The organism is Thermoanaerobacterium calidifontis, from assembly GCF_055381745.1.
In genome coordinates this window covers 888,582-914,013 of sequence record NZ_AP042436.1, presented here as the reverse complement: position 1 = coordinate 914,013, position 25,432 = coordinate 888,582, and the positions used below count along the sequence as shown (strand labels likewise).

Annotated in this window: 19 protein-coding genes; 1 reads left to right on the top strand and 18 read right to left on the bottom strand. The window is 34.5% G+C overall.

All coding sequences use genetic code 11. The features are described from left to right. Positions 1-126: 126 nt before the first annotated feature. The 18 genes from ACZ42G_RS04510 to ACZ42G_RS04425 all read right to left on the bottom strand — a co-directional run bounded on the left by ACZ42G_RS04510 (position 127) and on the right by ACZ42G_RS04425 (position 23,927). A complete protein-coding gene (locus tag ACZ42G_RS04510; protein WP_464851626.1) occupies positions 127-1,065 on the bottom strand; it encodes a YveK family protein in 939 nt (312 codons plus the stop codon). 22 nt (positions 1,066-1,087) lie between these two features. Beyond that, entirely contained in the window at positions 1,088-1,984 is an 897-nt protein-coding gene (galU, locus tag ACZ42G_RS04505; RefSeq protein ID WP_274892545.1) for a UTP--glucose-1-phosphate uridylyltransferase GalU, read from the bottom strand. Positions 1,985-2,002: 18 nt separating this feature from the next. Further along, positions 2,003-2,614 (bottom strand): antiterminator LoaP, encoded by a 612-nt coding sequence (gene loaP, locus ACZ42G_RS04500; RefSeq protein ID WP_240495856.1) that lies wholly within the window; start codon positions 2,612-2,614, stop codon positions 2,003-2,005. 98 nt (positions 2,615-2,712) lie between these two features. Continuing rightward, the gene (locus ACZ42G_RS04495; RefSeq protein ID WP_085112994.1) at positions 2,713-4,083 is read right to left on the bottom strand and encodes a phosphomannomutase/phosphoglucomutase; all 1,371 of its coding nucleotides are present in this window, start codon (positions 4,081-4,083) and stop codon (positions 2,713-2,715) included. A gap of 114 nt (positions 4,084-4,197) precedes the next feature. Continuing rightward, complete coding sequence (locus tag ACZ42G_RS04490; protein WP_464851624.1) at positions 4,198-5,475, bottom strand: TIGR02679 family protein; 1,278 nt, start codon at positions 5,473-5,475, stop codon at positions 4,198-4,200. Beyond that, positions 5,476-9,648, bottom strand: a complete 4,173-nt coding sequence (locus tag ACZ42G_RS04485; protein WP_464851622.1) for a TIGR02680 family protein — start codon at positions 9,646-9,648, stop codon at positions 5,476-5,478. Beyond that, the gene (locus ACZ42G_RS04480; RefSeq protein ID WP_464851620.1) at positions 9,641-10,777 is read right to left on the bottom strand and encodes a TIGR02678 family protein; all 1,137 of its coding nucleotides are present in this window, start codon (positions 10,775-10,777) and stop codon (positions 9,641-9,643) included. The genes ACZ42G_RS04485 and ACZ42G_RS04480 overlap by 8 nt, the downstream gene beginning before the upstream one ends. A gap of 17 nt (positions 10,778-10,794) precedes the next feature. Continuing rightward, on the bottom strand, positions 10,795-12,279 hold the full coding sequence (locus tag ACZ42G_RS04475) for a TIGR02677 family protein (RefSeq protein ID WP_464851618.1): 1,485 nt from the start codon (positions 12,277-12,279) through the stop codon (positions 10,795-10,797). 12 nt (positions 12,280-12,291) lie between these two features. Next, positions 12,292-12,642: a phenylpyruvate tautomerase MIF-related protein gene (locus ACZ42G_RS04470; protein ID WP_274892540.1), complete on the bottom strand. Its 351-nt coding sequence runs from the start codon at positions 12,640-12,642 to the stop codon at positions 12,292-12,294. Positions 12,643-12,779: 137 nt separating this feature from the next. Further along, positions 12,780-16,031, bottom strand: a complete 3,252-nt coding sequence (locus ACZ42G_RS04465; RefSeq protein WP_464851616.1) for an FtsX-like permease family protein — start codon at positions 16,029-16,031, stop codon at positions 12,780-12,782. Beyond that, entirely contained in the window at positions 16,032-16,736 is a 705-nt protein-coding gene (locus tag ACZ42G_RS04460; protein ID WP_464851615.1) for an ABC transporter ATP-binding protein, read from the bottom strand. Between the two features lie 122 nt (positions 16,737-16,858). Further along, positions 16,859-17,461, bottom strand: a complete 603-nt coding sequence (locus ACZ42G_RS04455) for a TetR/AcrR family transcriptional regulator (RefSeq protein WP_464851613.1) — start codon at positions 17,459-17,461, stop codon at positions 16,859-16,861. A 154-nt stretch (positions 17,462-17,615) separates the two neighbouring features. Continuing rightward, entirely contained in the window at positions 17,616-18,266 is a 651-nt protein-coding gene (locus ACZ42G_RS04450) for a copper amine oxidase N-terminal domain-containing protein (RefSeq protein ID WP_464851611.1), read from the bottom strand. Between the two features lie 113 nt (positions 18,267-18,379). Then, a complete protein-coding gene (locus ACZ42G_RS04445; protein ID WP_464851609.1) occupies positions 18,380-19,186 on the bottom strand; it encodes a polysaccharide deacetylase family protein in 807 nt (268 codons plus the stop codon). A gap of 47 nt (positions 19,187-19,233) precedes the next feature. Further along, positions 19,234-20,094: a carbohydrate ABC transporter permease gene (locus ACZ42G_RS04440; RefSeq protein WP_085113004.1), complete on the bottom strand. Its 861-nt coding sequence runs from the start codon at positions 20,092-20,094 to the stop codon at positions 19,234-19,236. Positions 20,095-20,107: 13 nt separating this feature from the next. Continuing rightward, a complete protein-coding gene (locus ACZ42G_RS04435) occupies positions 20,108-20,992 on the bottom strand; it encodes a carbohydrate ABC transporter permease (RefSeq protein ID WP_085113005.1) in 885 nt (294 codons plus the stop codon). Between the two features lie 110 nt (positions 20,993-21,102). Continuing rightward, complete coding sequence (locus ACZ42G_RS04430; protein WP_464851607.1) at positions 21,103-22,419, bottom strand: extracellular solute-binding protein; 1,317 nt, start codon at positions 22,417-22,419, stop codon at positions 21,103-21,105. Between the two features lie 185 nt (positions 22,420-22,604). Continuing rightward, positions 22,605-23,927, bottom strand: coding sequence for an extracellular solute-binding protein (locus ACZ42G_RS04425; protein WP_085113007.1), 1,323 nt, complete (start codon positions 23,925-23,927; stop codon positions 22,605-22,607). A gap of 258 nt (positions 23,928-24,185) precedes the next feature. On the opposite strand from ACZ42G_RS04425, the gene ACZ42G_RS04420 reads away from it, so the two are divergent. Continuing rightward, positions 24,186-25,427 (top strand): endo-1,4-beta-xylanase, encoded by a 1,242-nt coding sequence (locus ACZ42G_RS04420; protein ID WP_274892535.1) that lies wholly within the window; start codon positions 24,186-24,188, stop codon positions 25,425-25,427. The last annotated feature ends 5 nt before the right edge of the window (positions 25,428-25,432 follow it).

Here is a 25,432-nt window from a genome sequence, read left to right as displayed (position 1 = left end):
TATATATATTCTCCTAAACGATTTTTATTTATAATCACTTTTAATATTATGAAACTCTCTATAAAATCTTTCAATAACAATAAAAATCCCATCTTAACAAAGCGGGATTTTTATTGTTTAACTCTATTATTTTTTTTCAACTTTGGCACTGGTACTTTTCCAATATTCTGCAAAAAATACCACAAACACACTTACCATAAGACCTAATATAAAGGCAATTGCTATATTTAATGATTTCTTCGGCGATACAGGTTTATCAGGAACGATGGCTTTTGATGTAACCATTATGCCTTGCTCACCTAAGTTAGATGCTTTTACAAGTTGAAGCATATTGTACTTTTCCATCATTATATCTCTTGTATTCTTTAAAAGATTCAATTTAGTTTGATTTTGTTCATATTCAGTCTTGTTTGCTGGATTTATACTGTTTAATTCATTTGTGGCCGCTTCGATCTTTGAATTTTGAAGATTTATGAGGTTCTCTATCGTGGTTATAAGTTTATCTGTCTGCCTATTGTTTCTTGATACTATGTAAGATTTAAAATTTGCTGCAATAGCATCAGCTATTTTAGCCGCTAATTTGGGATCTTTCTCTTTTACAGTAATTGTTATTAAATTAGTGTTATCAATTGTTTGCACGTCAATTTCATTTTTGAAATTATCAAGCGTGTATCTTTTAGGGTCAAGCTTTAATTGTTTAATCGTGTTTAACAATACTTGTGGATTCGTGACCTCTTCTTTATATGTATTTACTGTCATATCTTGATACTTTAAAATAGAAGATAATAAATACGATAAATCTTTATCCGCCGTATCGCTTTGTATCATTGACCCATCACTGCTATTTTGATTAGGCAAAACAACTGTTGTATTTGAACCAAAAAATCCTGTCTGTGGCGTTATATCTGACACACTTAAAGTCGTAGTTGCTTCATAAGTTGGTTTTATCACAAAAAAGCTCAATAAACCAGCTATCAATACAGATACAATAGTTATCAAAGCGATAGTCTTTCGCCATTTCCATATAATCTCCAATAATTCTCTCAAAGAAATTTCTTCTTCCATCTTATTCCTCCTATATTGTTATTTATTTTTCACTGTATGTAGCTACCTCTTCGGCAATAGCTGCAATTTCTTTCAAGTATTTTCTAAATTCATCTTTCAAATCATCTCTCTTTAAGGCGTACTCTACCGTCGCTTTCAAGTACCCCATCTTGTCTCCTACGTCGTACCTTTTCCCTTCAAAATTATATGCATATATGGCTTCATACTCCAATAACACTTTAAGCGCATCAGTAAGCTGTATCTCTCCACCTGCTCCAGGCTTTACATCTTTCAATATTTCAAATATCCTTGGCGATATTATGTACCTTCCTAATATCGCCATGTTTGATGGCGCTTCATCTATTCTTGGCTTCTCTATAAGGTTGTTTACTCTATACAGCCTATCATCAATCATATTGGCATCTACTATGCCGTATTTGTCTACTTCACTCTTTGGCACTTCTTGTACGCCTATTATAGAGCAGTTGTACCTTTCGTATTGTTCTATCATCTGTTTTAATACGGGTACTTCTGCATCAACTATGTCATCACCTAATAAAACTGCAAATGGCTCATCTCCTACAAATGCTCTGGCACAGTAAATAGCATGGCCTAATCCCTTTGGCTCTTTCTGCCTTATATAATGTATGTCAACCATATTTGTTATGTCTTCAACGAGGCTTAAAAGATTTTCTTTGCCTTTCTTCTTAAGCTCCAATTCCAATTCTATCGATTTGTCGAAATGGTCCTCTATCGCTCTTTTATTTCTTCCTGTTATTATGAGTATATCCTCTATGCCTGAGTTTACAGCTTCTTCAACTATATACTGAATCGTAGGCTTGTCTACTATTGGCAGCATTTCCTTTGGCTGTGCTTTTGTTGCAGGCAAAAACCTTGTCCCAAGTCCTGCCGCAGGTATTATAGCTTTTCTTATTTTCATGCGTATTCCTCCATCACATCACGAAACTTCTGATAGCTTATCTTCGTTTTTATCTAAATTTTCCACAATTCGGATGCCTAAATCAACCAGGTTGACATTTCCAGATACATTTAGCCTAACTTTTACCCTTCCTTTCCGTTTGTCGATTTTTTCGATAAGACCTTCAAACCCTTTAAGCGGTCCATCGATGATTTTTACCTTTCCGCCTACTTTTATGCCTGTCGAAAATCCGACTATATCGGAGTCTCCTATAAGTGCCAGTATGATATTTATTTCTTCTTCTCTTACCTCAGCAGGCTCAATCCCATCTTTTAAAAATTTTAAAAAGCGAGGTAATCTTTTAATATCATTGTAAAGTTCGTGGCTCATGCACGTCTTTATAAATACGTAACCTGGAAATAAAAACTTTATTTTCTCCACACGGTTCTTGCCTTTTCTTTCAATTATTGCCCTTTTAGGTATCAACACTCTAATAGATTTTCTTTTCAATTTACAAAATAGCAATTCAATCAACCTTTTTACTTTCAGTTCATCTCCCGTTCTAGTATATATGACATACCATTTTTCATCATCTTCCACATATGCTGCCTCCTTTTGATGTGTTTTTAAGATGTATTCGACATGAGACATTAAAAATCCTTCTTTAGTGACCGTTTACAACAAAAAAATCATAAAATTTTTCCAACACAAAAGGGACGTGATATTTTTCACAGTCCCTTCGTACATTTCTATTTAAGCTCAACACCGTATTCTTTTAGCACACCTGCAAGCTCATCTTTTATCTCTTCAAGCCTTTTCTCAGTATCAGCTTCACACCTTACAATCAATTCAGGGCCTGTATTAGATGCTCTAACAAGCCCCCATCCGCCATTAAACATGACTCTTGCGCCGTCAATGTCTATTAAATCGTACCCTTTTTCTCTAAAATGTTCCGTCACACCCTTTACAACGTCAAATTTTTTATCATCATCGCAGTGCAATCTCAATTCAGGCGTTGACGGATATTTTGGCACATCAGAAAGAAGCTCTGACAATGTCTTATCCGTATTAGAAAGTATTCTTAAAAGCCTTGCTGCAGCATACGCCGCGTCATCATAGCCATAATACTCATCAGCAAAGAACATGTGGCCTGACATCTCACCTGTAAAGACAGCATTGATTTCTTTCATCTTTGCCTTTATAAGGCTGTGACCAGTTTTATAAAAGATCGGATTTCCACCAAGTTTCTTTATTTCTTCAGGCAGTGCCTTTGAACATTTAACTTCAACAATAGCATCTGCGCCAGGGTGCTTTTTCATTATTTCTCTCCAGTAAAGCACCATCAGCATATCGCCCCATATTATATTGCCTTTTTCGTCAACGACGCCAATTCTATCTCCGTCACCGTCAAAAGCTATGCCAACGTCTGCGCCAAGTCTTTTAACCTCACTTATCAAGTCTTTCAGATTGTCTGCGTTCACTGGATCAGGAAAATGGTTTGGAAATGTTGGATCTGATTCGCAGTACAGTGGGTATACTTCGCACCCCAGCCCGTATATAATATCAGGATATATGTTTGAACATGTACCGTTTCCACAGTCTACGACAACTTTAAGCTTTTTATCGCCAAGTTTTACTTTATCCTGAATCATCTTTATGTAGCTTTGTATAGGATATGCGTATTTCAAAGAACCTATCCCCGTCTTGAAATCGCCTTTTTCCGCAATATGATAGAGCTTCTTAAGCTCATCACCATATATAGTTGATGGTCCAAATGCAACTTTAAATCCGTTAAACTGCGGTGGATTGTGGCTTGCCGTTATCATAAGCCCTGCATCGTAATTGTATAGTATTCGGGAATAGTAAAAAGCAGGCGTCGACAGAACACCGATATCCAACACATTGCAACCTGTAGATGTAAGTCCATTTACTACTGCATTTCTTATAGGCTTTGATGATATCCTGTTGTCTCTGCCTACAATTACATCTTTTATGCCTTTTTCATTTTGAATATATGTACCGAAGGCTTTACCAATAAGCTCTGCTGTTTCTTCAGTAAGGTCATCATTCCATACACCGCGTATATCGTACATCCTGAACATATTTTGATTTAGAGCCATAAAACTCCCTCCTTTAAAATTAGCGTTTCATAATATATTATATACTAAAATATTACATTCACAAGTCGCATCAATAAAATTCTGTCAAATTAACAATTGCGTTTTAAATATTTCTTATATTATTGACAATATATCTTTAATGATATCATCGAGAATAAGCTCTTGATAACCAGTTTTTTTCAATATCTTCATCTTGTCAGTCAAAGGCTTTAATTGAGCCGTATCAATTTTATCTAGCATTTTAAGCCTTGATTCCGTCAATGTCTTATCTGACAAGGCTTTTATGTAGTCCTCAACATCATACCTCCAAAAATGAAATCTGTCAGGATATCTTTTAAAAAGTCTTTGGGCTATTTGTATACCTTCAGGGTCAAAATCACCTGAATAATATATGTCTGTGCCATTTTTATACAGCATATCTAAGAGGACAAGCAGAGATAATCTAGGTTGGCCATATGCGCATACAAGCGGAATAGGCTTCTTAATAAAATCGCATACGGACAAAAAAACACCTGGATTTTCTAATACAAATACCTTTTTTGATGGGCTCTCGACCATATCCAGCGCGCTCAAATTGTAAAGCGGTACTTGCAAAACTTCATTGCACTCATACGCAGCTTTAAATACCTTGTTACACTCGTCTACACTATAAGCCAAAAGTCCTTTAAGCGTCACGAAATTCGATATCTCGTCAATCACTATACCAGCCCTATATAAAAGCTCAGCAATCTCTTCCGAATTTTTTACATCATTGACTCCGAAAATCGTAGCCAGTGCATTTATGAACATTTTACCGCAGTCAGTATTTACATCGAATCTATGTGGATCTCTAGTGATGTACGATGAAAATACTGGTAACCTTAATTTCTTTCCTTCATAAACTGGAAGTTTATTCAGTGCATCACATACGTATTTTATATCTCTTTTAAGCAACATGCGATCACTGTCATATCTTTGGTTTATCGTTCTTACTCCTACAGCTTTATTTTCATAAACAGATTTCAACCATTGCCAACAATTAGTCCCTTCATACTCGGATAAAAACCTGTTAAAGAACTTTTCTTTTTCATTTTCATACTGATACATGTCCTCTTTTTTACTGGTTAACTTTTCATCAAAATACGATTCTAATATATCAATCAAACTGTATTTTTCAAATCTCGTATTTAAAAATGTATCTGCAAATTTATTGACATCAATACTTATCGATTTTCGTTTGCTAAAGTCCTTCTTAAAATGGTTAGACAATACTACTTTCTCAGAATTTGTCAAATCATCAAGTTTGATTACACCACCTATCCTTCCTATGCTTTTATATTTATCCTTAATAGCTTTAAATATCCTTTCATACCCTTTGTTTTTTCTAAAAAATGCTATATCATCGGCTTTCATCTACTCACCTACTCTTGTAAATGCAACCTCATTGTATGAAAAATCATCTGCCGCTTTAACACTTTTTTTAATTCCAGTAACTAAATGCCTAACCTTTCCATCCCATTTATATCTTACCAACGATACATAACTTGCATTTTTAGGTCTTATAAGCTCATATATAGATAGCTCTGGCACTGTATCGTAATCGCCCCACAGTACTTGAGAGTTCATGATGAAATTCAATCCCAAGTCTTCTATAAGCTTAAACATATCTCTTATATTGTTATCATCCACCCCTGCAAAAGCTTCATCAAGCGATATAATCTTTGGAGCTTGTGATGACGCTGATTGATACATGGAGTACACGGCTGAGAAAAGAGGTATATACATAGCCATGGCTTTCTCTCCACCGCTGAACTTGTAAAAGGCATTGTTTGTAAGTTCTTTGCGATTTTCCCCTTCTTTTTTGAAATATAACTTAAACTCAAACCAATCTCTATAGTCGAGAATACTTTTCATAATCTGGTGGAATGTATCAGTGCTGCTGTTTTCTTCATATATTTTCTTTGCACTTTCAACCTTTGATCTAAAATGATTTACTACTAAATTAAAATCTTCTTCTTTCATCATATCTGCGTCAAGCTTTAAAAGCTCCACAAGCTCCCTTGTATTAAGTTCTTGCTCGTTTGTAGCAGCTTTTGGCTTCCATTCCAATTGAAACTTAAGACCGCTTGAAGTATCTCGCTGTGACATTAACTCATTCATCTTTTTTACCCATTCTTCTGCCTTAAAGATTCTGCTTCTTATTTTGCGCCCTACATTGTGCATGATTATGTCCTCAAAAAGCTGCCTATCTTTTTCTTTCATAAGGTTTTCGTTTATCTTTATATCTTCATCTATCATGTTATAAAGTCCATAAAGGGATATCTTTTTGTCATTTACTTTCGCTGTTATTTGATATCTTCTTAAATCTTTATATATTTCTTGATAATCATTAATATCCAAATCACTTTGTCCATTTTCAACCACATCTAACGAAAGCCCAAATTCCACAAGCTCATTTATACAGACATAAAACGCATTTCTAATCTTTTCTGTGGCACTATCTTTATCAAACTTTGCAAACATTTCTTTGTACTGTGATTGAATAGTCTTCGCTGCTTTATAAACGTCGTCTATATCTTTAATCTCATCAACGAATCCAAATATTATCTCATCTTTTAACCCTTTATGGTATATGTTCAAAATGTCATGGTTTTTCCTTATTTCCTCTCTCAATCTTTCATACTCTTTTTCTTGTAGGACTACTCTCTCTTTAAGCGCAGCAGTTTTAGCAGTTAAATCATTTATTTCCTTTGGTATATCTTCAATCCTTTTTATGCACTGTGAAAGCTCCTTTTGAAGGTCCTCTATACCAAGTTTTTCTATGGTTTCTTTTAATACATTGATCTTTTCTATGCTGTTTTTTATCTTCGTATCTAATACATCAATCTCAAAATTGTAATTATCAATGTCATACTCGATATCTTGTTTCTGCATTTTTCTAGTCTCTACACTTCTTAAGACAGTAATATAGCTATTGTAGTTTATCTGTAATTTCTGCAGGAGATTTTTGTACTCATCTAACTGTTCTAAAGCACTTTCGTAAGATTTGGCGTCTGCATGAATGCTAATTCCCGACGTCAACTTTCTAACAATTGCTTTCTTTTCTTGAAGCACATCAAAAAGCTTCTTAGCAGCAATTATTGCGTCGTTTAATCTATTTTCAGTAAACTTTTGATTAGATTGGGCTTCTTTCAATTCCTTTAACGCTTCTTCCAAATCATCTTTTCCTGGGAAATTTTTATATTCTACGTCTAAATCACTTAGCTGAGATTTTATTAACAATTGTCTATCATTTAATTCTCTTATCTCATCTTTTATGATGCTTATTTCCTTAGCTATGGATGATATCATCTCATCTTTAAAACGCCGTCTCGACTCAAAACCTATATACCTTGACTTTACATTCCCTGCAGCTTTTCCCTTTAAAACTCCTATTCCATACGTGCCATCATAATTTATATATGTTGCATTCTCTTCCTCATAGATAAATACATTGCTTAAAGCATCTGAAATTTCGTCTAATCCGACACCGCTATTTGAATCGACAACATTAAAATACTGCAATACATTAAGCTTCATGTTAAAAGTCCCCGGAACGATATACTTATCTGCCATGTCCTTATCCATTTTCATTGCTCTGTCTAAATCGCTTCTTGACACAATAAGTGCATCCAAGATTCCCATGTCTATAAGAGCTGATTCAATATTTCCCTTTGTATCATCATCAATATCATTTTTAAAATCAATCGCTTTATAAAGTGGTACATATGCAATTCCCGCTTTATCCAGTCTTTTTCTGTTTTCTAAAACTTGTTCACTGCGCTCTGGCTCAGGATCCTCCGTCTCTTTCCATTTTCTTAATTCCTCTTCTTTTTCATCCAGCTTAGAATTTTTTAAGTCTAATTCATTTTTAACTTTAATCAAGTCCATCTGAAACTTCTCTCTGATATCCTCGTATGGCTTCCTTACAAATGAAATAAGATCTTCATAAGTACTTGTTTTCCCGTATGATAGCACTATTCTGGAAAGTTCTTCGATTTTTTCTCTATTGAGCTTCAAAAATTTATTCGTATCTGACCAATCGTAAATTTTATCAATAAACCTGTTCTTTTCTTCATCAAACAAAATCTCAATTTCATTGATTTTTCGCTTTAAATGCTCATTTGCCTTTCTCAATCTATCTTCTTCTAACAATGCTTCATTGTATTTTTTGTTTGCATCTGCCTCCTCATTGATAGCATCTAATGCCTTTCTCACTTTTCCTGTATACTCTTTTAGTGAATTGTTCCAAAAGTCAAAGTCAAAATCTTTACCATAAGACTTTTTTAATTCTTCTTCTGAAAAGCTGTGCTCATCAAAATTGACTTCTTCAGATATAGAAGCCATATCTAAAAGATTTTCTCTTATTCTTTCATCAATACTATATTCTCTACCGTAAAGCTCCTTTAGTTCTTCTTCTATTTGGAAATATCTCTCTTGTTTCTTTTTAAGCTGAACCTCTTTTAAATCCTTGTCTTTTCTATATTGTTTCAAAATATTTTCTTCTTCAACAAGCTCTCTTTGTGTATTAAAAGCATCATTTTTTCTTAGTTGAATTTCTTTATTTTTCAAAGCTTGGAGCTCGCTTTCAAGTTCTGATATCCTATTTTCACCATAGAAAACATCTTGATTATTTTTTTCAATACTTTGCAACAATTCATCGCTTTGTTTTTGCACTTTGGAAAGCTCATTTTTCTGCGTCAGAAGCTTTTCTGCTTTGTAATAAAGCATAAATCTATTGTACCTATCGTATTCATTTTTAAGCTTCTTTAAAGATTTCATGTTTTTATTCAGCGAATCCAAATGCAGCTTTATTTGATCCATGTTTTCTATCGTTTCAGACATAGGTCTTAAATCGTCATCTGTCAAAGTTGAAAGAGACGCATTCAATATGTCGTAAATACGGCTTGGCCTTAAATCATTGGAAAGCTTTGGACTCCTAAGCTGTATTAAAAGCTTTATAAGTTCATCATAGTCATCAATGCTTGAAAAGCCAAATATATTTTTATTTACTAATTCCATGTATTCTCTTTGTGTGTCAACTACTTCTCCGCCACTTCCAATGCAATTTTTAAGCTCTTTTTTGGATAGAGGTATTTTGACTCTTTTCCCATCCATTCCTGTCTCTAACTTGTAAAGCAATATGTCAATGCCTATACGCCGTCCATCTTTAATGATAAATCCCCAAAAATCCATACTTTGATGTCTTTTTGCTTTAAGGCCTATGCCTATAGAGATATAATTATCTTTATTTTCCCTCTTAAATTCCATATAAAGATAGCCAGTTCTCTCGTCAATTCCATTTACATCTTCTTCACCTAAAAGATAATCCTCAAGCCTTCTGGCTCTTGAGCCAAATGAATCCAGTCTTTCAGGGCTTTTATTGCCATCTAAAAGAAGAGGTATGAAACTCTGCATAGTTACAGATTTTCCTGAACCATTGGAACCTCTTAGAAGAAGCCTCCCTCCAGAAAATTCAAACACTTCATCATCATAGTACCAAAAATTAAGAAGACCAGCTCTATTAATTACCCATCTATCATTCATTTTGAATTGCTCCTTTAAAATCATTTCGATATTCACCAATAAACTTTCCTAAGATCGGCATCAAAGTATATGAGTGGGTATCATCATTGTATATTACCATTTTCCAACTTTTCATAAACTCTGTAATTTCATCAAATAATTTTTCATCACTCATATCAGTGTAAATCTTGCTCCATCCGCTTTTAAACCTACTCTTTACATCTGATACGATGCTCATAAATTGTCCCTCTGTAATTTCAATACAGTCATCTATTCCTACATTTAAACTGCCAGAATCTATCATATCTCTTAAGACATAGGCTATTTGAAGCACTATGTCAGATATATTTTTATTGTCTGGAAAGTAAGATGAAGCATATTTATTCTCATTAAAAATTATGTATGCAGACGTTTTGTGAATGTGCAATTTTGCATCGAGATAATCGTCAAAATCTTTTTCTAATGTATTTCTGTAGTTTTTTATATAGATAAAATCTTGATCGTCAGTTCCATCATAGTAGACGGCTGGAGATAGAAGCAGTTTTCTGTAAACTCTATGTCTTCTCTCAAGGACTTTGTTGTCCTCATACCTGTCGTCTTTCATAAAATCTTCTAACGTCATCTCTTCATTTATTTCGCTGCTCATAATTCTCATAAAGTACCTTGAAAGCCCCGTATTTTCATATAAAACCTCTACATCACGACTATCGGCAAATCTTTCATGCTCTCCATCATCCACTTTTATCATTTTCAGCTTTTCTGCAAAATTGAGTACCCTCACGAGGGCTTTTCTATGCTTAAATAAGGTCCAGTCAACACTTTCCATGCCTTCGTACTGCATCTCGATATACTCCGTTATATTTGAAAGTATAAATTGATCACCTATGCCCATGTCCTCTAAAAATGCAAGGAGAAGACATAGAAACGCATAATCCATCGGGCTCTGAAATTCTTCAATTCCCATCCACTCCTCAGCATCACCAGGTATTTTCTCCAACTTTATAATAATCGGATTCACAATAAGACGATATCCTAACTTATCCTCTACAAATGATCTTAATTTCTTTTCATTGTCACGTATTCTATTAAACATTTCTGTATCTTCTTTTGTAACCCAAAAGTTTTCTAAAAGGACTTTAAGTTCTTCCAACTAAAAACACCACCGTATCAATTTAAAAACTCAATCGTTACATCAGGCATTTCAAGAATCCCATCTGTACATTTTAGAACTATCGTCTTGTTCCTTGAAATGTTGACTTTGTATGTCCTTCCATCTTCTGACTTTGCTATGTTTTTAGGCTGACTTAAAGATTTGCTTATCCAATTTAAAAGGGTTGTCCTTATAAAAGGCTTAATTATTGGTAACTCTTTTAAAACTATCTTTCCGTCAATAATATACTTTGATATTTCCTCAATCTCACTGTGTCTTTCTTCAAGGTACTGCTTTAAGCACATCTCTTTTTCTTCTGCCCTATCTATTATAGCATTTGTCTTTGTGGATTGTGTATAGCTTCTGGTCTTAGGCCTTATAGAGAATTTACACGGCACGTCATCCCATACGCTTTCATTTATGCTTTCAGTCCCTTTGTCAAAATCGCCGTACAAATGTCTCGTGTGAAAAACTCCAAAAACAACTGATGAAAGCTTATGTGCATAAGTTATATCATCAGCGTTTGCAAATATCTTAGAAAGCTTTATATACTCACTTTTCCTGCTGGCAGTCTTTAACCTGTTTTCAGAGATTCTGGCCGCATACATCGTGATCTTTCTTATTATCTCATTTGATATTTCAAGAAGCCTGTACGCTTCACTATCTTCATCGCCATTTCCTCTAAACCAAAATACTATGTTGTCCCACTTGCTCAATATATTTTCTTTAATGTCGTTTATATCAAAATCTTTATCCAACCTCGGTATGTTCTCCTCATAAATAAGCAATTTTTCTACAATACCATCTAACGACTTTTTATCAATCTTATTTAAAAGCGATACGATAACTTGAGAAAACCTCTGCAAATCCTTTATATATCCTCTTAAATACTCAGTAAGCTTGTCTTTGTATATCAAGAAAGCGTCAGTTTTCATGAGTTCATCTGCATTTGAACTTTGCAAGCTGGCAATGTAGTCTATGGCGTTATGATAAATATTTTCAAAATCTGAAGTAAAATCTTTCCACCATCTGTATACAACTTCTAAGTCATCGCTTTTAGATATATCATCAATTTTCTTTAAGTTTTCATACAATCTTTGGAATAAAGATGACTCTAAAGAACCACCATAGCCTTTTATTTTTTCTAGATTAATTGTCATCCTTTCTATTTCTATCGAATACTCGCTAAGCATGTATCTAAATTTTTTATTTTTAAATTCTTCTGCAGATTGAGCTCTTCCAGTATCCTGCTCAGCTATCAAGTTTTTCCACTCAGTCAGCGACTTTAAATCCTGCTCACACTTATCCAATGTATAGTCGTAGAACAAATCAAAACCTTTTACATAATTATACACATCCTCTTTAGTTAGCCAGTATCTAAGCCGCTCATAATTTTGGTAAAAATATCGCATGATGAGGCGATACCTTGATGCATTATCAGCAGTAAGGTATCTTGCCTCATCAATAGGTTTTATGACATTAAAATTTATTTTATCAGACATAATTTTTCACCTTTAAAATGTACTGCCATTGTATCCCCAATTTTCACCGGCAAATTCTTGAATAACTATGTACACATTGTCCTTAGGATATTTTAAATTACTTTCAAAAATATCGCAGATTCTGGCTGAAATCTTCTCCTTTTGTTCTCTTGTAAGCTTTCCTATTAACTGTATCTCAACGATTGCCCCCTTATCTAAAGGTTCTCCGTGAAAGTATATGTCGTCACCTTCTGCAAATCTCACCATAAGCCAATTTTCGCTTTTACCGGCTACATCCATCATCATAGATGCAAACTCTGTCTTTAAAGTATTTTTCAAGTTGTCACTTAATTTTTCCTTTGTTATTGAATTAATTATAGGCATGCAGATACACTCCTTTACATATAGAAATTTAATAACTTATTAACAATTATAAATTAATGTGCAGAATTCATCAATAAAAATAGAAAATATTGTGCTATCATTGAAATCTTCATCAAATGATAGCACAATACCATTTATTAATCAATCTCTGGACTTTTTAATGACTGCACCATATCGACTTTCTTAAGCTGGAAGTGCACTACAATGCTTACAAGGATAGAAAATCCCATTGTGATAAGTGCAGAATACAAAAAGCTCATCGGTTCAATATTCCTTCCAAACATCAATATGTCGACTTCTACTGTTGACATGAGATACCTGTGTAGAAAGACGCCCATCACAAACCCTAATAAAATTCCTATGATTGTCAAGATAAAATTCTCTCTCATGACGTACAGAGAAACTTCTTCATCGTAAAATCCCAAAACTTTCATCGTGGCAAGCTCTCTTATCCTTTCGGTTATATTGATATTTGTCAGATTGTAAAGAACCACAAAAGCAAGCGTACCTGCAGATACAATCAAGACTAATACGACTGACAACAAATTGTTTACGACGTCCTGAAACGTCTTTTTAACAGATGAAATAAAATTGACCGTCATTACAGCTTTTGATTTCAATATCTTTTGAGATATTTCATCTTCTTTTGTATTTGAACTATCATTGAGCTTCGACAGTATCTCGTTTGATGACATCTTCTTATTAAATAATTTCTCATACAAAGATGAGCTCATATAAACGTAATGCTGTAGATAATTTTCTGCTATGCCATCAATTTTAACTTTTACTTTTCCTCCACTGCCTGTATCCAAGTACATATAGTCGCCATTTCTTACTTTAAGCATATTAGAAAGTTTTTCCGTTATTACAACTCCATCATCTTTTAGAGGTATCTCTGCACCTGTATTTCTATTTCTCAAGACTATAAAATCTCTAAACTTGTTTTTATCTCCTGTAACGACAAGAAATGCGGTCTTTTTCACATTTCCTTTTATAACATCAATGCTGGATTGATTAAGCATAATGCTTTCTTTTATATTTTTGTCATTATTTATAGCATTTGTAAGCTCATTTAGATCTTCTTTAGAAGCGTCACTTTTAAAGGTCGTTATCATCTGATATTTGAAGATTTCATTGAACTGCTTAGAAACAATGATATTTATTGAGTCCCTTATTCCAAATCCAGTAAGCAGCAGTGCAGTGCATCCACCTATCCCTATTACAGTCATTAAAAATCTCCTTTTGTATCTAAATATGTTTCTGGCAGTCACTTTCTGCATAAAATCCAGTCGAGACCATATAAATCTCACGTTTTCCAATAGAACTCTTTTACCTGCCATAGGTGCTTTAAGTCTCATTAGCGATGCAGGGACTTCTCTCAGATCATTAAAACACACAAGCGCTGCAACAGCCGTAGTGGAAACAAGCGCAGCAAAAATCCCCACAAAAGCATAATATGAATTAAATTCTGTAATCACAGGTGGCAGTGTATACATCATCCCGTACGCATTGAAAATTATCCTCGGCAATATGTTGAAACCCAAAAGCAAACCAGCAAATCCGCCTAATATTGTGGCAACAGATGAATAAATGACGAATTTGAGCATTATGGAAAGTCTGCCATAACCTAAAGCTTTTAAAATTCCCATCTGGGTCCTCTGTTCTTCCACCATCCTGGTCATAGAAGTTAAACTTACTAAAGCCGCAACCAAGAAAAAGATGGTCGGAAATACATTGCCTAATGCTTTTATCCTGTCTGCTTCGTCCCCGTACTCCACATAACCTATGTTAGATTTTCTATCTAATATATACCATGTAGGCTTTTTTAAATCTTTAAGTTTCTCTTCCGAGGATGCAATTTTGGCTTTTGCTTCACTTATCTCTTTGTCAAATTCTGCTTTATTAGCCTCATATTTCTTATAATTATCATTAAGCTTTAAGAAGGCATCATTTAGTTGTTTTGCTGCATTATCTATCTGCATTTGTCCTTGAGCCTTAGCTTTGCTTAAAACTAATTCCTGTTCTTTTATGCTTTCCTGCGAAGCAGCTAATTGTGCTTTGGCACTTTCAAGCTGCGATCTCTTTTCACTTAATCGGACCATATTCTCATCCAATGCTTTTTTGCTGGCATTAAGTGTATCTATTTGTTTTGATATGCTTGCGATTTGCCCATTTAATTCATCTACTTTTGGTTTTAGCTGATCTTTCAAAGACGGGTTATTGTTTATCTCAGAATTCAATTGATTCAGAGAACTATTAAGCTCATCGTACGTCGAACTTAATTTTTTCATGTTCTCATCGTAATTTAATTCTTTTTCTTTTGCCTGTATCTCAGCTTCTGCACTGTTTAATTCCACCTCATTTTGTGATATAGCAGCTTGAGTATTAGCAATCTGATTTTTCCCATCATCAATTTTTTTCTGATTTAAAGCCATTTGCTCATTAAAACTGGCTTGTCTTTTATTTAACTGGATTTGAGAATTTTGAAGTGTAGTTTTTGTTTCATCAAGCTTTGCTTTTGCATCAGATAATTCCTTGTTGTACTTAGTTTCTTTATCCTCCAGAGCTTTTTTAGCATCGTCGATTTCCTTTTGCGCTTTATTTTTAATTTCTTCATATCTGATTTCACTTCGAGTTTTACCTAATTTTGTTAAATCATCTTTTACAGGTTGAATAAAATTGTAGTATTCATCTGAAAATGTGGAAAATTTTTTTGCACCATCTACCAACACATCTATTTCAGTGTAGGCATCCATTGAAAAATCAGAATTAGGTACCATCATAAAAGCCTGTATCTGGCCATTTCCCACATTGCTGGAACCTCTGTCTCTTGATATATAATAAGGCGTTTCGACTACACCTACTATCTTGAATTTTTTGTTTTTTATATTGTCTTGATTTTGAGAATCCAAATTTATAGTTACAGTATCGCCTATTGAAAATCCTAAATCTTTAAGGAATTTTGTCTCCACCACACACTCAGAATTGTTTTCAGGAAATCTGCCTTCTAAAAGTTTAGGTTTATTTACATAATTTTTATCATTCTTAATTTTGACTGGATCTACACTTATGACTTTTACTACAAACCCCTTATTATTTTTATCAACAACAGCATCAACTGTGTAAAATGGGTATGCCGATAGTACACCTTTTACAGATTTGATGCTATTCAAATCATCACTTGTAAGACCCATTGTAGATAAAATTTGTACATCAAACAAATTATAATCAGCAGCGTATTTTGAGGCAGTAAGCTTCATGTCTTGGCTGGCAGCTTTTATTCCACCAAAAACACCTACTCCCATCAACACGATGAAAAACAATGATAAAAATCTTTTTCTCGTATTAGATATTTCTCTAAATATGTCTTTCATCAAAGATTTTCCCATTTACCATTCTATCCTTTCTATAGGCACTGGAGAATCATTAATAGATATCTTATCTATGCTGCCATTTCTAAGGCTTATAACTTTATCCGCCATTGGTGCAATCGCTTTATTGTGGGTTATTATTATGATGGTCATTCCTAATCTACTGCATGTATCGTGTAATAGCTTTAAAATTGCCCTGCCAGTCTTATAATCTAATGCCCCTGTTGGTTCATCACATAATAACAATTTAGGGTTTTTAGCCAATGCTCTTGCTATAGCCACCCTTTGCTGCTCACCACCTGATAATTGGGAAGGAAAATTATTTAACCTTTCAGAAAGTCCTACATCTCTAAGCACTTCTACAGGATCCATTGGATTATCGCAGATGTCCGTTGCCAGTTCTACATTCTCTAAAGCAGTAAGATTGGGGACCAGATTGTAAAATTGAAACACAAACCCAATATCTTTTCTGCGGTAAGTCGTCAATTGTCGCTGATTGTACTTGCTTATGTCATTTCCATCTACAATTATTTCACCCTCATCACAAGTATCCATTCCACCAAGCATATTAAGAACTGTCGTCTTACCTGCCCCACTCTCACCTACTATAACTGTAAATTCCCCTTTATCTATATTGAAACTTACTCCAGATACAGCAGTAATGGTTATTTCTCCCATCCTATACCTTTTTACAAGGTTTTTAACTTCTACAAAGCTTCCCATTAATATCTACTCCCATTTATATGATTAAACAACTGTTTAAAATACTTGTTTTAAGTTTAGCACAATAAAACTATTTAATCAATATTCTATGTCTAAAAAGCAAAAAAATGACAATAGAACATTTACCTTAAAATACTTTCTATTAAAAGCACTAAGTACTGTCTTAATTCTTCAGAATCGCTTATATTTAAAATGCTTTTTTCATCACCGTAAATACTCACTACAACGTGATTTATGACAGTACCCAAAATTCCTGAAAAAAGCTGCAGATATTTGAAATTTAAAATTCTACTGTCTTCTATTTTTGTTATGTCTTTAATAATATTTTCAACTATCTTTTGTACTTCATCATTAAAATATATCTTTTTAATTATTACTGGATTGTAACTTTTATCATCATGTGTTAGTTTGACAATTATGGAAATCAATGCCGGATATTTGTACATGTACTCTATTAAATTTAGTGCCCACTTAAAAATCCTATTTTGAGGTGTCAAAGTTGTATCCAATAAAATATCATAACCTGATTTTAAAAGTTTCTCTGCGTAGTAGTTCTCTACTTCTTTTAGCAGGTTATTTTTATTGCCAAAGTAGTAATTTATGGACGCGACATTAACACCAGCCTTTTCGGTAATCTCTCTGATTGTAGCCTCTCCTTTCATGCCAACTATATCAATCGTCGCATTTAAAATCTTTTCTTTTGTTTCCAATTGTTCCCCATTCATCAGTATTCACTCTTTCTCTAAAATCTAAAAATATAGTATCATAATGTAAAACTGTGTTCAATAATTTATATAGTTCCAAAAATTACTTCAAAATAAAGTAAAAGTTGTAAATCCATTTTTGTAATATGGACTTACAACCTTTTTCGTATGACGATTAATCCTGTTCACCATATACACTATTTGTCACCGTATCATCAGAACCATAGACATCTTGCGATACAGTGTCATTTGTCTGTCCATAAACGCTTTGCGATACTGTACTACCTTGTTGGCTTTCATCTTCTATATCGACATCGCCTGTTTTATCATCATAATTGATATTTACTCCAAGTGTTTCTGCTATAAACCTTATGGGCACAAAAGTCCTATTGCTTATTTCCATTGCTGGCATGCTTAAAGTCACTTCGCTGCCGTTGACATACACTTTTGATCCATTTAAGTCAAATACAATTGTCGTACCACCTTTTGTTATAGTAACAGTATTTGTTGCAGCATCCCAATTTACATTTGCTCCTAAGCTTTCAACAACAGCTCTGACTGGAATAAGCATGGTACCGCTTTTGATTACAGGAGGAACATCAAACTTGATTTCTCTACCTTTTGCTCTGACTTTTCCATGATAAAACGTGTAATTTACTTCTTTACTTTTACCAAAAGATACTTCTTCTCTACTTTCACTTTTTACAGTTATTGCACTTTCCTGTCTTAAAGCATTTCTGTGATTTTCCCTCGGTTTTGCCGCAACAAGCGATACAGAACCTATAACAATCGCCGCTGAAAGTGCAAATGCCACTATCTTTTTCACACTATCACCTCCTCTAATTTAATATTCGGTTAAAAAATTTTTTTCTTAAGCCGTAAAAAATCATCCACCATGTCGTCTTACTATCGACATTAGTGGATGATTTTAAATAAATGTTATTTCAATAACTTCGTCTCACCAGAATCTATCTTCACTGCTTCACCGTCTACTCCAATCCATACAGGTATTGCTGATGGATTATATACAATGCTGCCATCAGCGCTAAATTTTAAGTTTTTTAGTGCATTTATATAATTCACAATTTCAATATTTGTAGCGTACCAAACATCTTCGTCAAATGATGCCATCTTGCAAAATTCTTCTATCAAATCCCAATTGCCATTTCTCTCAAATTCGAAGCTGTGTCCCCAAACATAGAATAAAGGCATTTGCTCCCACGCTGGCACATTTTTAAAGTCATTAAGCTTTCCTATTACATTTTGATCATGGTGACACGTTGGATGCCATTCTAAAAAGTCATTTGGTATTCTAAAGCTTCTTGTAGAATTAACAGTCCTTGAATACTCAATTCCAAATGATTTAAGCTCTTTTGCCAAAGCATGACTGTAATCGCCAAATGGATATGCCATACCTCGTACCTGATAGCCCACCAATGCCTCAAGATTCTTTCTATCTTCCATTATTTGATACACCAATTCTTCCTTTGATATTAAGGTAAGGTACGGGTGGTCTACTGTATGGACAGCAACTTCATGTCCTTCATATAGTTTCTTTATTTCTTCTTTTGATACATAAGGTTCAGAGTCAAACATACCTGAATTAAGATTGAACGTCCCTTTTATGCCGTATTTATTGAAGATCTCAACCAATTTTCTGTCGTAAACCTGTCCATCGTCATAGCTCATAGTCAATGCTTTTCTTTTGCCGTTAGGGTAATAATCAAAGCGTATTCTCACTTTCATTATCTCCTTTTCAAAATTTCTATCCTAAGCAACCTCTGTATATAATTTTACCCCTTTACAGCTCCTACTACAAGGCTCTTTTGCACCTGTTCGCTAAGCAAGACATATATTAAAATTGTAGGAATCGTAGCGATTACAAGTCCAGCACCTATAGGACCCCATTCCGTCTGGTATTGTCCAGATAGGGACATTATACCAACTGTCAATGTCTTTATGGCATCGCTGTTTATAAAAGTATTCGCAAACATAAGCTCATTCCACGTCGACAAATAGGTAAAGATCGCTATTGTCGCCAATGCAGGTCTTATAAGCGGCAGTATGATGTAATAAAACGACTTATATATGCTGCATCCATCTAAAAAAGCAGATTCTTCAAGTTCTTTTGGTATCGTATAGAGAAATCCAGTCAAAATAAATATGCCCATCGGTATAGCAAATGCCACATAAGGTATCACTAACGATGCGTACGTGTTAAGCAAGTTCAAATTTTTCAATATTATAAAGAGTGGAAGCAGTGTAGCGTGTATCGGCACCATCATACCCGTCAAAAATATGGTTAAAACCAATTTGCTGTACTTCCATTTCATCCTTACGATGGCATAAGCACTTGTTGCAACTAAAACACTTGATATTACTATGGTCAAAATAGTGACAATAGAACTATTTATAAAATATCTGCCTACATTGCCGCTGGACAATGCTTCAGAATAGTTTGACCACTGCCATATACGTGGAAAGCCTAAAATATTGCCGCCAAAAATTTCAGTATTGTTTTTAACAGAAAACAAAAACAGCCAAAACAATGGGTATAACTGTATTATAGCCCAGATAACAAGCATAGCTTCCAATAGGTAAAAACCAATTTTTTTTCCACCGCTTTTATTTTTTTTGTTTGCTACAATCTCCATTTTCACACCACCTTTAATATGCTTCATCTTTTCCAAATAGTTTTTGTATGATAACTGTTCCAATCAGTGATTCCAATATGATAAATATCGCCATAGCACTGCCATAACCATACTGATATCTAAAGAATATCATGTTGTACATAAGTGTTGATGGCACTTCACTGGCATGAAGCGGTCCACCATTTGTCAAAACGTATATTAAATCAAAAGCTTTAAAAGAACCAATGACAGCAAATATGACGCAGACTTTTAGTATCGGCTTCATAAGTGGTATTGTTATCCTGAATGCAATCTGCGATTCTGTGGCGCCATCAATTTTAGCAGCTTCGTATATATCAGTAGGTATAGACTTTGCCGATGCATACATAAGTAGCATGTGATAGCCAATGTACTGCCACAGTATAGGTACAAATACTGCCCCAAGGGCCGTCTTAGTATTTCCCAACCATTGATTTGTAAGTGATTGCAGCCCTATCTTAGTCAGTATAAAATTCAAAAGCCCGTAATTAGGATTGTATATTTTCATCCAAAGTTGTCCTATGACGACAGTGGACAAAATGACCGGAATGAAGTAAACAGTCCTGTAAAACTTCTCGCCTTTAATCCCTCTTGAGAGAATAAGAGCTAGTAAAAGAGAAATAGGTAGCTGAATGAAAACAGATAACACAGCTAAAATAAATGAATTTTTCACCGAGATAATAAATCCATCTGTATTGTTTATAAATAGGTTCTTATAATTTTGAAGCCCAATAAATACCCCTTTGCTGAATCCATCCCATTTTAGCAAACTGTAGTAGAAAGAAAAAAATATAGGAAGCAGTACGATGACTAAAAAGACTAAAAACGCCGGAAACACAAAGAGGAATATAGCCTTTTTATCGCTTAAGATTTTTTCCATAGGAAACCTCCTAACAAAAATGATAGAAACAAATAATAGTAACTAATCATTGTATAGCTAAACAATTTCCTGCTAATTATGGATTAATTAGCAGGAAATTGAAAATATCATTATTTTCCGTTTATCTTTTGTTGCATCTGTTTTGCATAGTCCTGTGGCGTAATCTGTTTTGCAAACAATTGTGCTACTAAATCTTTATGAATCTGTGCAGCATCGCCATTAAGATAAATATCCCAAGCAGGAACACTGCCTTTAGCATTTGCAACGATATTATTCATAATCTGAATCTCTAATGGATCAACTTTTGATTGATCTACACTATCGTATTTCCACTCTGGCAAGCCAGCAGCTATCAAATACTCCATGTCTGATAGTTGTTTTGCAAGGTATTTTGCGGCTTTGACAGCTTCATCTTTATGTTTTGAATTTGCACTAACCATTAATGCTCCAACTGAACCTCCAATATACTCTGTAGGATCGCCTTTGCCGCCTTCAATTGTCGGGAATCTTACTGCTTCAATCTTGCCTTTTACAAGAGATGATGGGTCTGAATCGAATGCCGCTGCATCGAAATTTCCTCCAAAGTACATAGCAGCTTTTCCTTGATTGAATTCTGCTGTGGCTTCATCCCTCGTAAGCCCCATAAATCCAGAATCAAATGCACCTGCATTAACCATGTCTTGAAGCTTCTGAGCTGCATCTACAAATGCTTGGTTGTCAAATGATGCTTTGCCGTTTAAAGCATCTCTCGTAAGCTGCACACCGCCTTCGCGAAGCGCTATCATATCATAGTACCACATTCCAGGCCATTCATCTTTCTCACCTAAAGCAAATGGTGTTATGCCTTTCGACTTAAACGTCTTTATGGCATCAATAAGTTCGCTAAATGTTGTAGGAACCTTTACATTGTATTTATCAAAAAGCTCTTTGTTTATATAAAGTACACTTGCTTGTTGATCAAATGGGATACCATATATTTTGCCATCATACGTAACATTATCAAAAGCACCTGGTAACAATTGATCTTTTGTTCCATCATTTAAATAGCTATCTAATTGGAGAATTTTGCCTGATTCTACAAAAGGTTGTGAAAATCCTCCAGCCCACGTCTCAAAAATATCTGGTGCTTCGTTTGCTGCTATTGCTGTCTTTATCTTCGTCTTGTAAGCATCATTTTCTGTTACGCTTTCTACAATCTGTACGTTTGGATTTTCTTTATTCCACTGATCGATGATCTCCTTAACTTTTGTTTTTGCTGGTTCACCGGTATATAGATTCCAGAACGTAAGCGTTATCTTTTCAGATGAACCTGATGACTTCGACGAATTAGAAGCATTAGAGTTATTTGAGCTAGTACCACATGCTGATGCTGAAATAATCAGTACAACCGATAGCAATACTAGTATGAGTTTTTTAAATCTTTTCATTGCCACGCATCCTTTCTAAATTTGTTATTGTAATGTTTACATCTTTCACTTATATGATAAAGCATCATTAAACTTTATTGAATACAAATTTTTTACCACAATCTTTAATTTATTTACCTATTCATTTTTCATGCATATTTTAAAATACCGCAAAGCAGCTAAAACGCTTTGCGGTATACATCATTTTATTTTCCATTGATTTTTTCTTGCATCTGTTTAGCGTAATCCTGTGGAGTAATCTGTTTTGCAAATAATTGTGCTACCAAATCTTTATGTGTCTGTGCTTGATCCCCTTCAAGGTACAGATCCCACGCAAGGACGCTGTCTTTAGAATTCGCCACGATGTTATTCATTATCTGTATCTCTAAAGGATCGACTTTTGACTGATCTACACTATCGTATTTCCATGTAGGCAAAGCAGCTCCAACTTTGTAAAACTCAAGAGACATATTCTCAGCCAAATATTTTGCAGCCTTTACAGCCTCGTCTTTATATTTAGTATTGGCATTTACAAGTAAAACATCGCTGCCACCGCCAATGTATTCAGTCGGATCTCCTTTACCTCCCTCGATGGTAGGAAATCTTACAGCTTCAACCTTGCCTTTAACTAATGAAGAATCTACTTCAAATGAAGCTGCATCAAAATTTCCTCCGAAGTACATAGCAGCCTTGCCTTGATTGAATTCTGCTGTCGCTTCATCTCTCGTAAGGCCCATGACACCTTGGTCAAACGCACCAGCATTTACCATCTCCTGTAGTTTTTCTGCCGCATCAACGAATGCCTGATCTTCAAAAGAAGCTTTTCCATTTAGCGCATCTCTGGAAAGCTGTGCTCCAGCTTCCCGAAGCGCTATCATGTCATAGTACCACATTCCAGGCCATTCATCTTTCTCACCTAAGGCAAATGGTGTTATACCTTTCGACTTAAATGTCTTTATAGCGTCGATAAGTTCGCTAAATGTTGTAGGTATCTTTACATTGTACTTGTCAAAAAGCTCTTTGTTTACATAGAGTACGCTGGCTTGCTGTGCAAATGTCAGACCGTAAACCTTTCCATTATACGTAATATTATTGAGCGCTCCAGGTAACATCTTATCTTTTGTACCATCATTTAAATAATCGTCAAGAGCCAATATCTTTCCTGCATCAACAAATGGCTTTGAAAATCCTCCACCCCAAGCATATATAATATCAGGAGCTTCATTTGCTGCTATTGCAGTCTTTATCTTCGTCTTATACGCATCATTCTCAGTTATACTTTGCTCTATCTGCACGTTAGGATTCTCTTGATTCCATTTGTCTACTATATTTTTGACTATGGTCTTTTGCGGGTCGTTAGTGAAGATATTCCAGAATGTAAGCGTTATCTTTTGAGTTGTACCAGATGAATTTGAAGACTTAGATGCATTAGAATTACTTGAACCTTTTGAACCTGTACTACATGCTGATGTGCTGACTATCAACATAATTGATAGTAAAACCAGCATGATTTTTTTAAACACCTTCATGCCTTCACATCCTTTCTATTACTTTGATTAAATTGTTTACAATAATATAATAAAATACCATATATTTAGAATGAATATAAATTTTTTACTACAATCTTAAATATTTTTACTTGTTTAATACAAAGATAGTCCATCGTCAAATACGACAAAAAAGTGCTTTAATATTATGTTAGTCTTATATACATAATTTATTGACTTATCTAATGTATGAGAGTAAATTTTATTTATAAACAATTACATATCATTGGAGGGATTATAATGAGCCTAAATACTTCAGATGAATTAAACCACCGCAAAGGAATCGTTAAAATAAGGCTAACTAAAAAAGACGGTTCACCTATAAAAGACGCTGAAGTCACTGTGTCGCAAGTGAAGCATAAATTTTTATTTGGATGCGGAGCATTCGATTCTCTTCCACTTGCCAATGGTGAATTAGAAGAAAACGATAAAGAAAAAATTGAGGAACGTTTTGAAAAATTTTTCGATGTATTTAATTATGCCACGATTCCCTTTTATTGGGGTAGATTTGAACCTGAAAAAGGAAAGCCAGATACAAATAGACTCAAAAAAGCATCAGAGTGGCTTGTATCAAAAGGCTGCATTGTAAAAGGGCATCCACTTTGCTGGCATACCGTAACAGCACCTTGGCTCTTAGATATGAGCAATGAAGACATATTAAAAGCTCAGCTTGAACGCATAAAACGTGAAGTAAGCGATTTTAAAGGATTAGTTGACATATGGGATGTAATAAATGAAGTCGTCATCATGCCTATTTTTGATAAGTACGACAATGGAATAACCAGGATATGCAAAGAATTAGGCCGCATTCGCCTTGTAAAAGAAGTTTTTAATGAAGCAAAAAAGGCTAATCCTGATGCAGTTTTACTTATAAATGACTTTAATACATCAATTTCATACGAAATACTCATAGAAGGATGCCTTGAAGCTGGAATCCCTATTGATGCCATAGGAATTCAGTCACACATGCATCAAGGATATTGGGGCGTCGAGAAGACTTTAGAAGTACTTGAGAGATTTTCCCATTTCAACATTCCATTGCATTTTACAGAAAATACGTTGTTATCCGGACATTTGATGCCACCCGAGATAGAGGATTTAAATGACTACCAAATAAGTGATTGGCCGTCAACACCTGATGGTGAAGAACGACAAGCAATGGAAATTGTAAAGCATTATAAGACTCTTTTTGTGCATCCAATGGTAGAATCAATCACATGGTGGAATTTTTGTGATGAAAATGCATGGCTTGGTGCACCTGCAGGTCTTCTTAGACGTGACAATTCATGCAAACCATCATACTATGAATTAAAAAAGCTTATAAAAGATGAATGGTGGACGCATCCTACACGACTTGTCACAAGCAATACAGGCGAATTCGAATTCACAGGCTTTTTAGGAGAATATGAATTAATCGTCGGCAATAGAAAATTTCACTTTAACCTCGATAAAAGAAGCACATCAATAGAAATTACAGTCTAAGTTAA

What these genes read in the sequence shown, in the direction of transcription:
- ACZ42G_RS04455 (WP_464851613.1), bottom strand. Translation starts at nt 17,461, where the DNA reads ATGAATGGGGAACAATTGGAAACAAAAGAAAAGATTTTAAATGCGACG.
- ACZ42G_RS04485 (WP_464851622.1), bottom strand. Translation starts at nt 9,648, where the DNA reads ATGAATGATAGATGGGTAATTAATAGAGCTGGTCTTCTTAATTTTTGG.
- ACZ42G_RS04465 (WP_464851616.1), bottom strand. Translation starts at nt 16,031, where the DNA reads ATGGGAAAATCTTTGATGAAAGACATATTTAGAGAAATATCTAATACG.
- ACZ42G_RS04445 (WP_464851609.1), bottom strand. Translation starts at nt 19,186, where the DNA reads ATGAAAGTGAGAATACGCTTTGATTATTACCCTAACGGCAAAAGAAAA.
- ACZ42G_RS04425 (WP_085113007.1), bottom strand. Translation starts at nt 23,927, where the DNA reads ATGAAGGTGTTTAAAAAAATCATGCTGGTTTTACTATCAATTATGTTG.
- galU (WP_274892545.1), bottom strand. Translation starts at nt 1,984, where the DNA reads ATGAAAATAAGAAAAGCTATAATACCTGCGGCAGGACTTGGGACAAGG.
- ACZ42G_RS04495 (WP_085112994.1), bottom strand. Translation starts at nt 4,083, where the DNA reads ATGGCTCTAAATCAAAATATGTTCAGGATGTACGATATACGCGGTGTA.
- ACZ42G_RS04475 (WP_464851618.1), bottom strand. Translation starts at nt 12,279, where the DNA reads ATGTCTGATAAAATAAATTTTAATGTCATAAAACCTATTGATGAGGCA.
- ACZ42G_RS04430 (WP_464851607.1), bottom strand. Translation starts at nt 22,419, where the DNA reads ATGAAAAGATTTAAAAAACTCATACTAGTATTGCTATCGGTTGTACTG.
- ACZ42G_RS04460 (WP_464851615.1), bottom strand. Translation starts at nt 16,736, where the DNA reads ATGGGAAGCTTTGTAGAAGTTAAAAACCTTGTAAAAAGGTATAGGATG.
- ACZ42G_RS04435 (WP_085113005.1), bottom strand. Translation starts at nt 20,992, where the DNA reads ATGGAAAAAATCTTAAGCGATAAAAAGGCTATATTCCTCTTTGTGTTT.
- ACZ42G_RS04440 (WP_085113004.1), bottom strand. Translation starts at nt 20,094, where the DNA reads ATGGAGATTGTAGCAAACAAAAAAAATAAAAGCGGTGGAAAAAAAATT.
- ACZ42G_RS04490 (WP_464851624.1), bottom strand. Translation starts at nt 5,475, where the DNA reads ATGAAAGCCGATGATATAGCATTTTTTAGAAAAAACAAAGGGTATGAA.
- ACZ42G_RS04510 (WP_464851626.1), bottom strand. Translation starts at nt 1,065, where the DNA reads ATGGAAGAAGAAATTTCTTTGAGAGAATTATTGGAGATTATATGGAAA.
- ACZ42G_RS04420 (WP_274892535.1), top strand. Translation starts at nt 24,186, where the DNA reads ATGAGCCTAAATACTTCAGATGAATTAAACCACCGCAAAGGAATCGTT.
- loaP (WP_240495856.1), bottom strand. Translation starts at nt 2,614, where the DNA reads ATGTCTCATGTCGAATACATCTTAAAAACACATCAAAAGGAGGCAGCA.
- ACZ42G_RS04470 (WP_274892540.1), bottom strand. Translation starts at nt 12,642, where the DNA reads ATGCCTATAATTAATTCAATAACAAAGGAAAAATTAAGTGACAACTTG.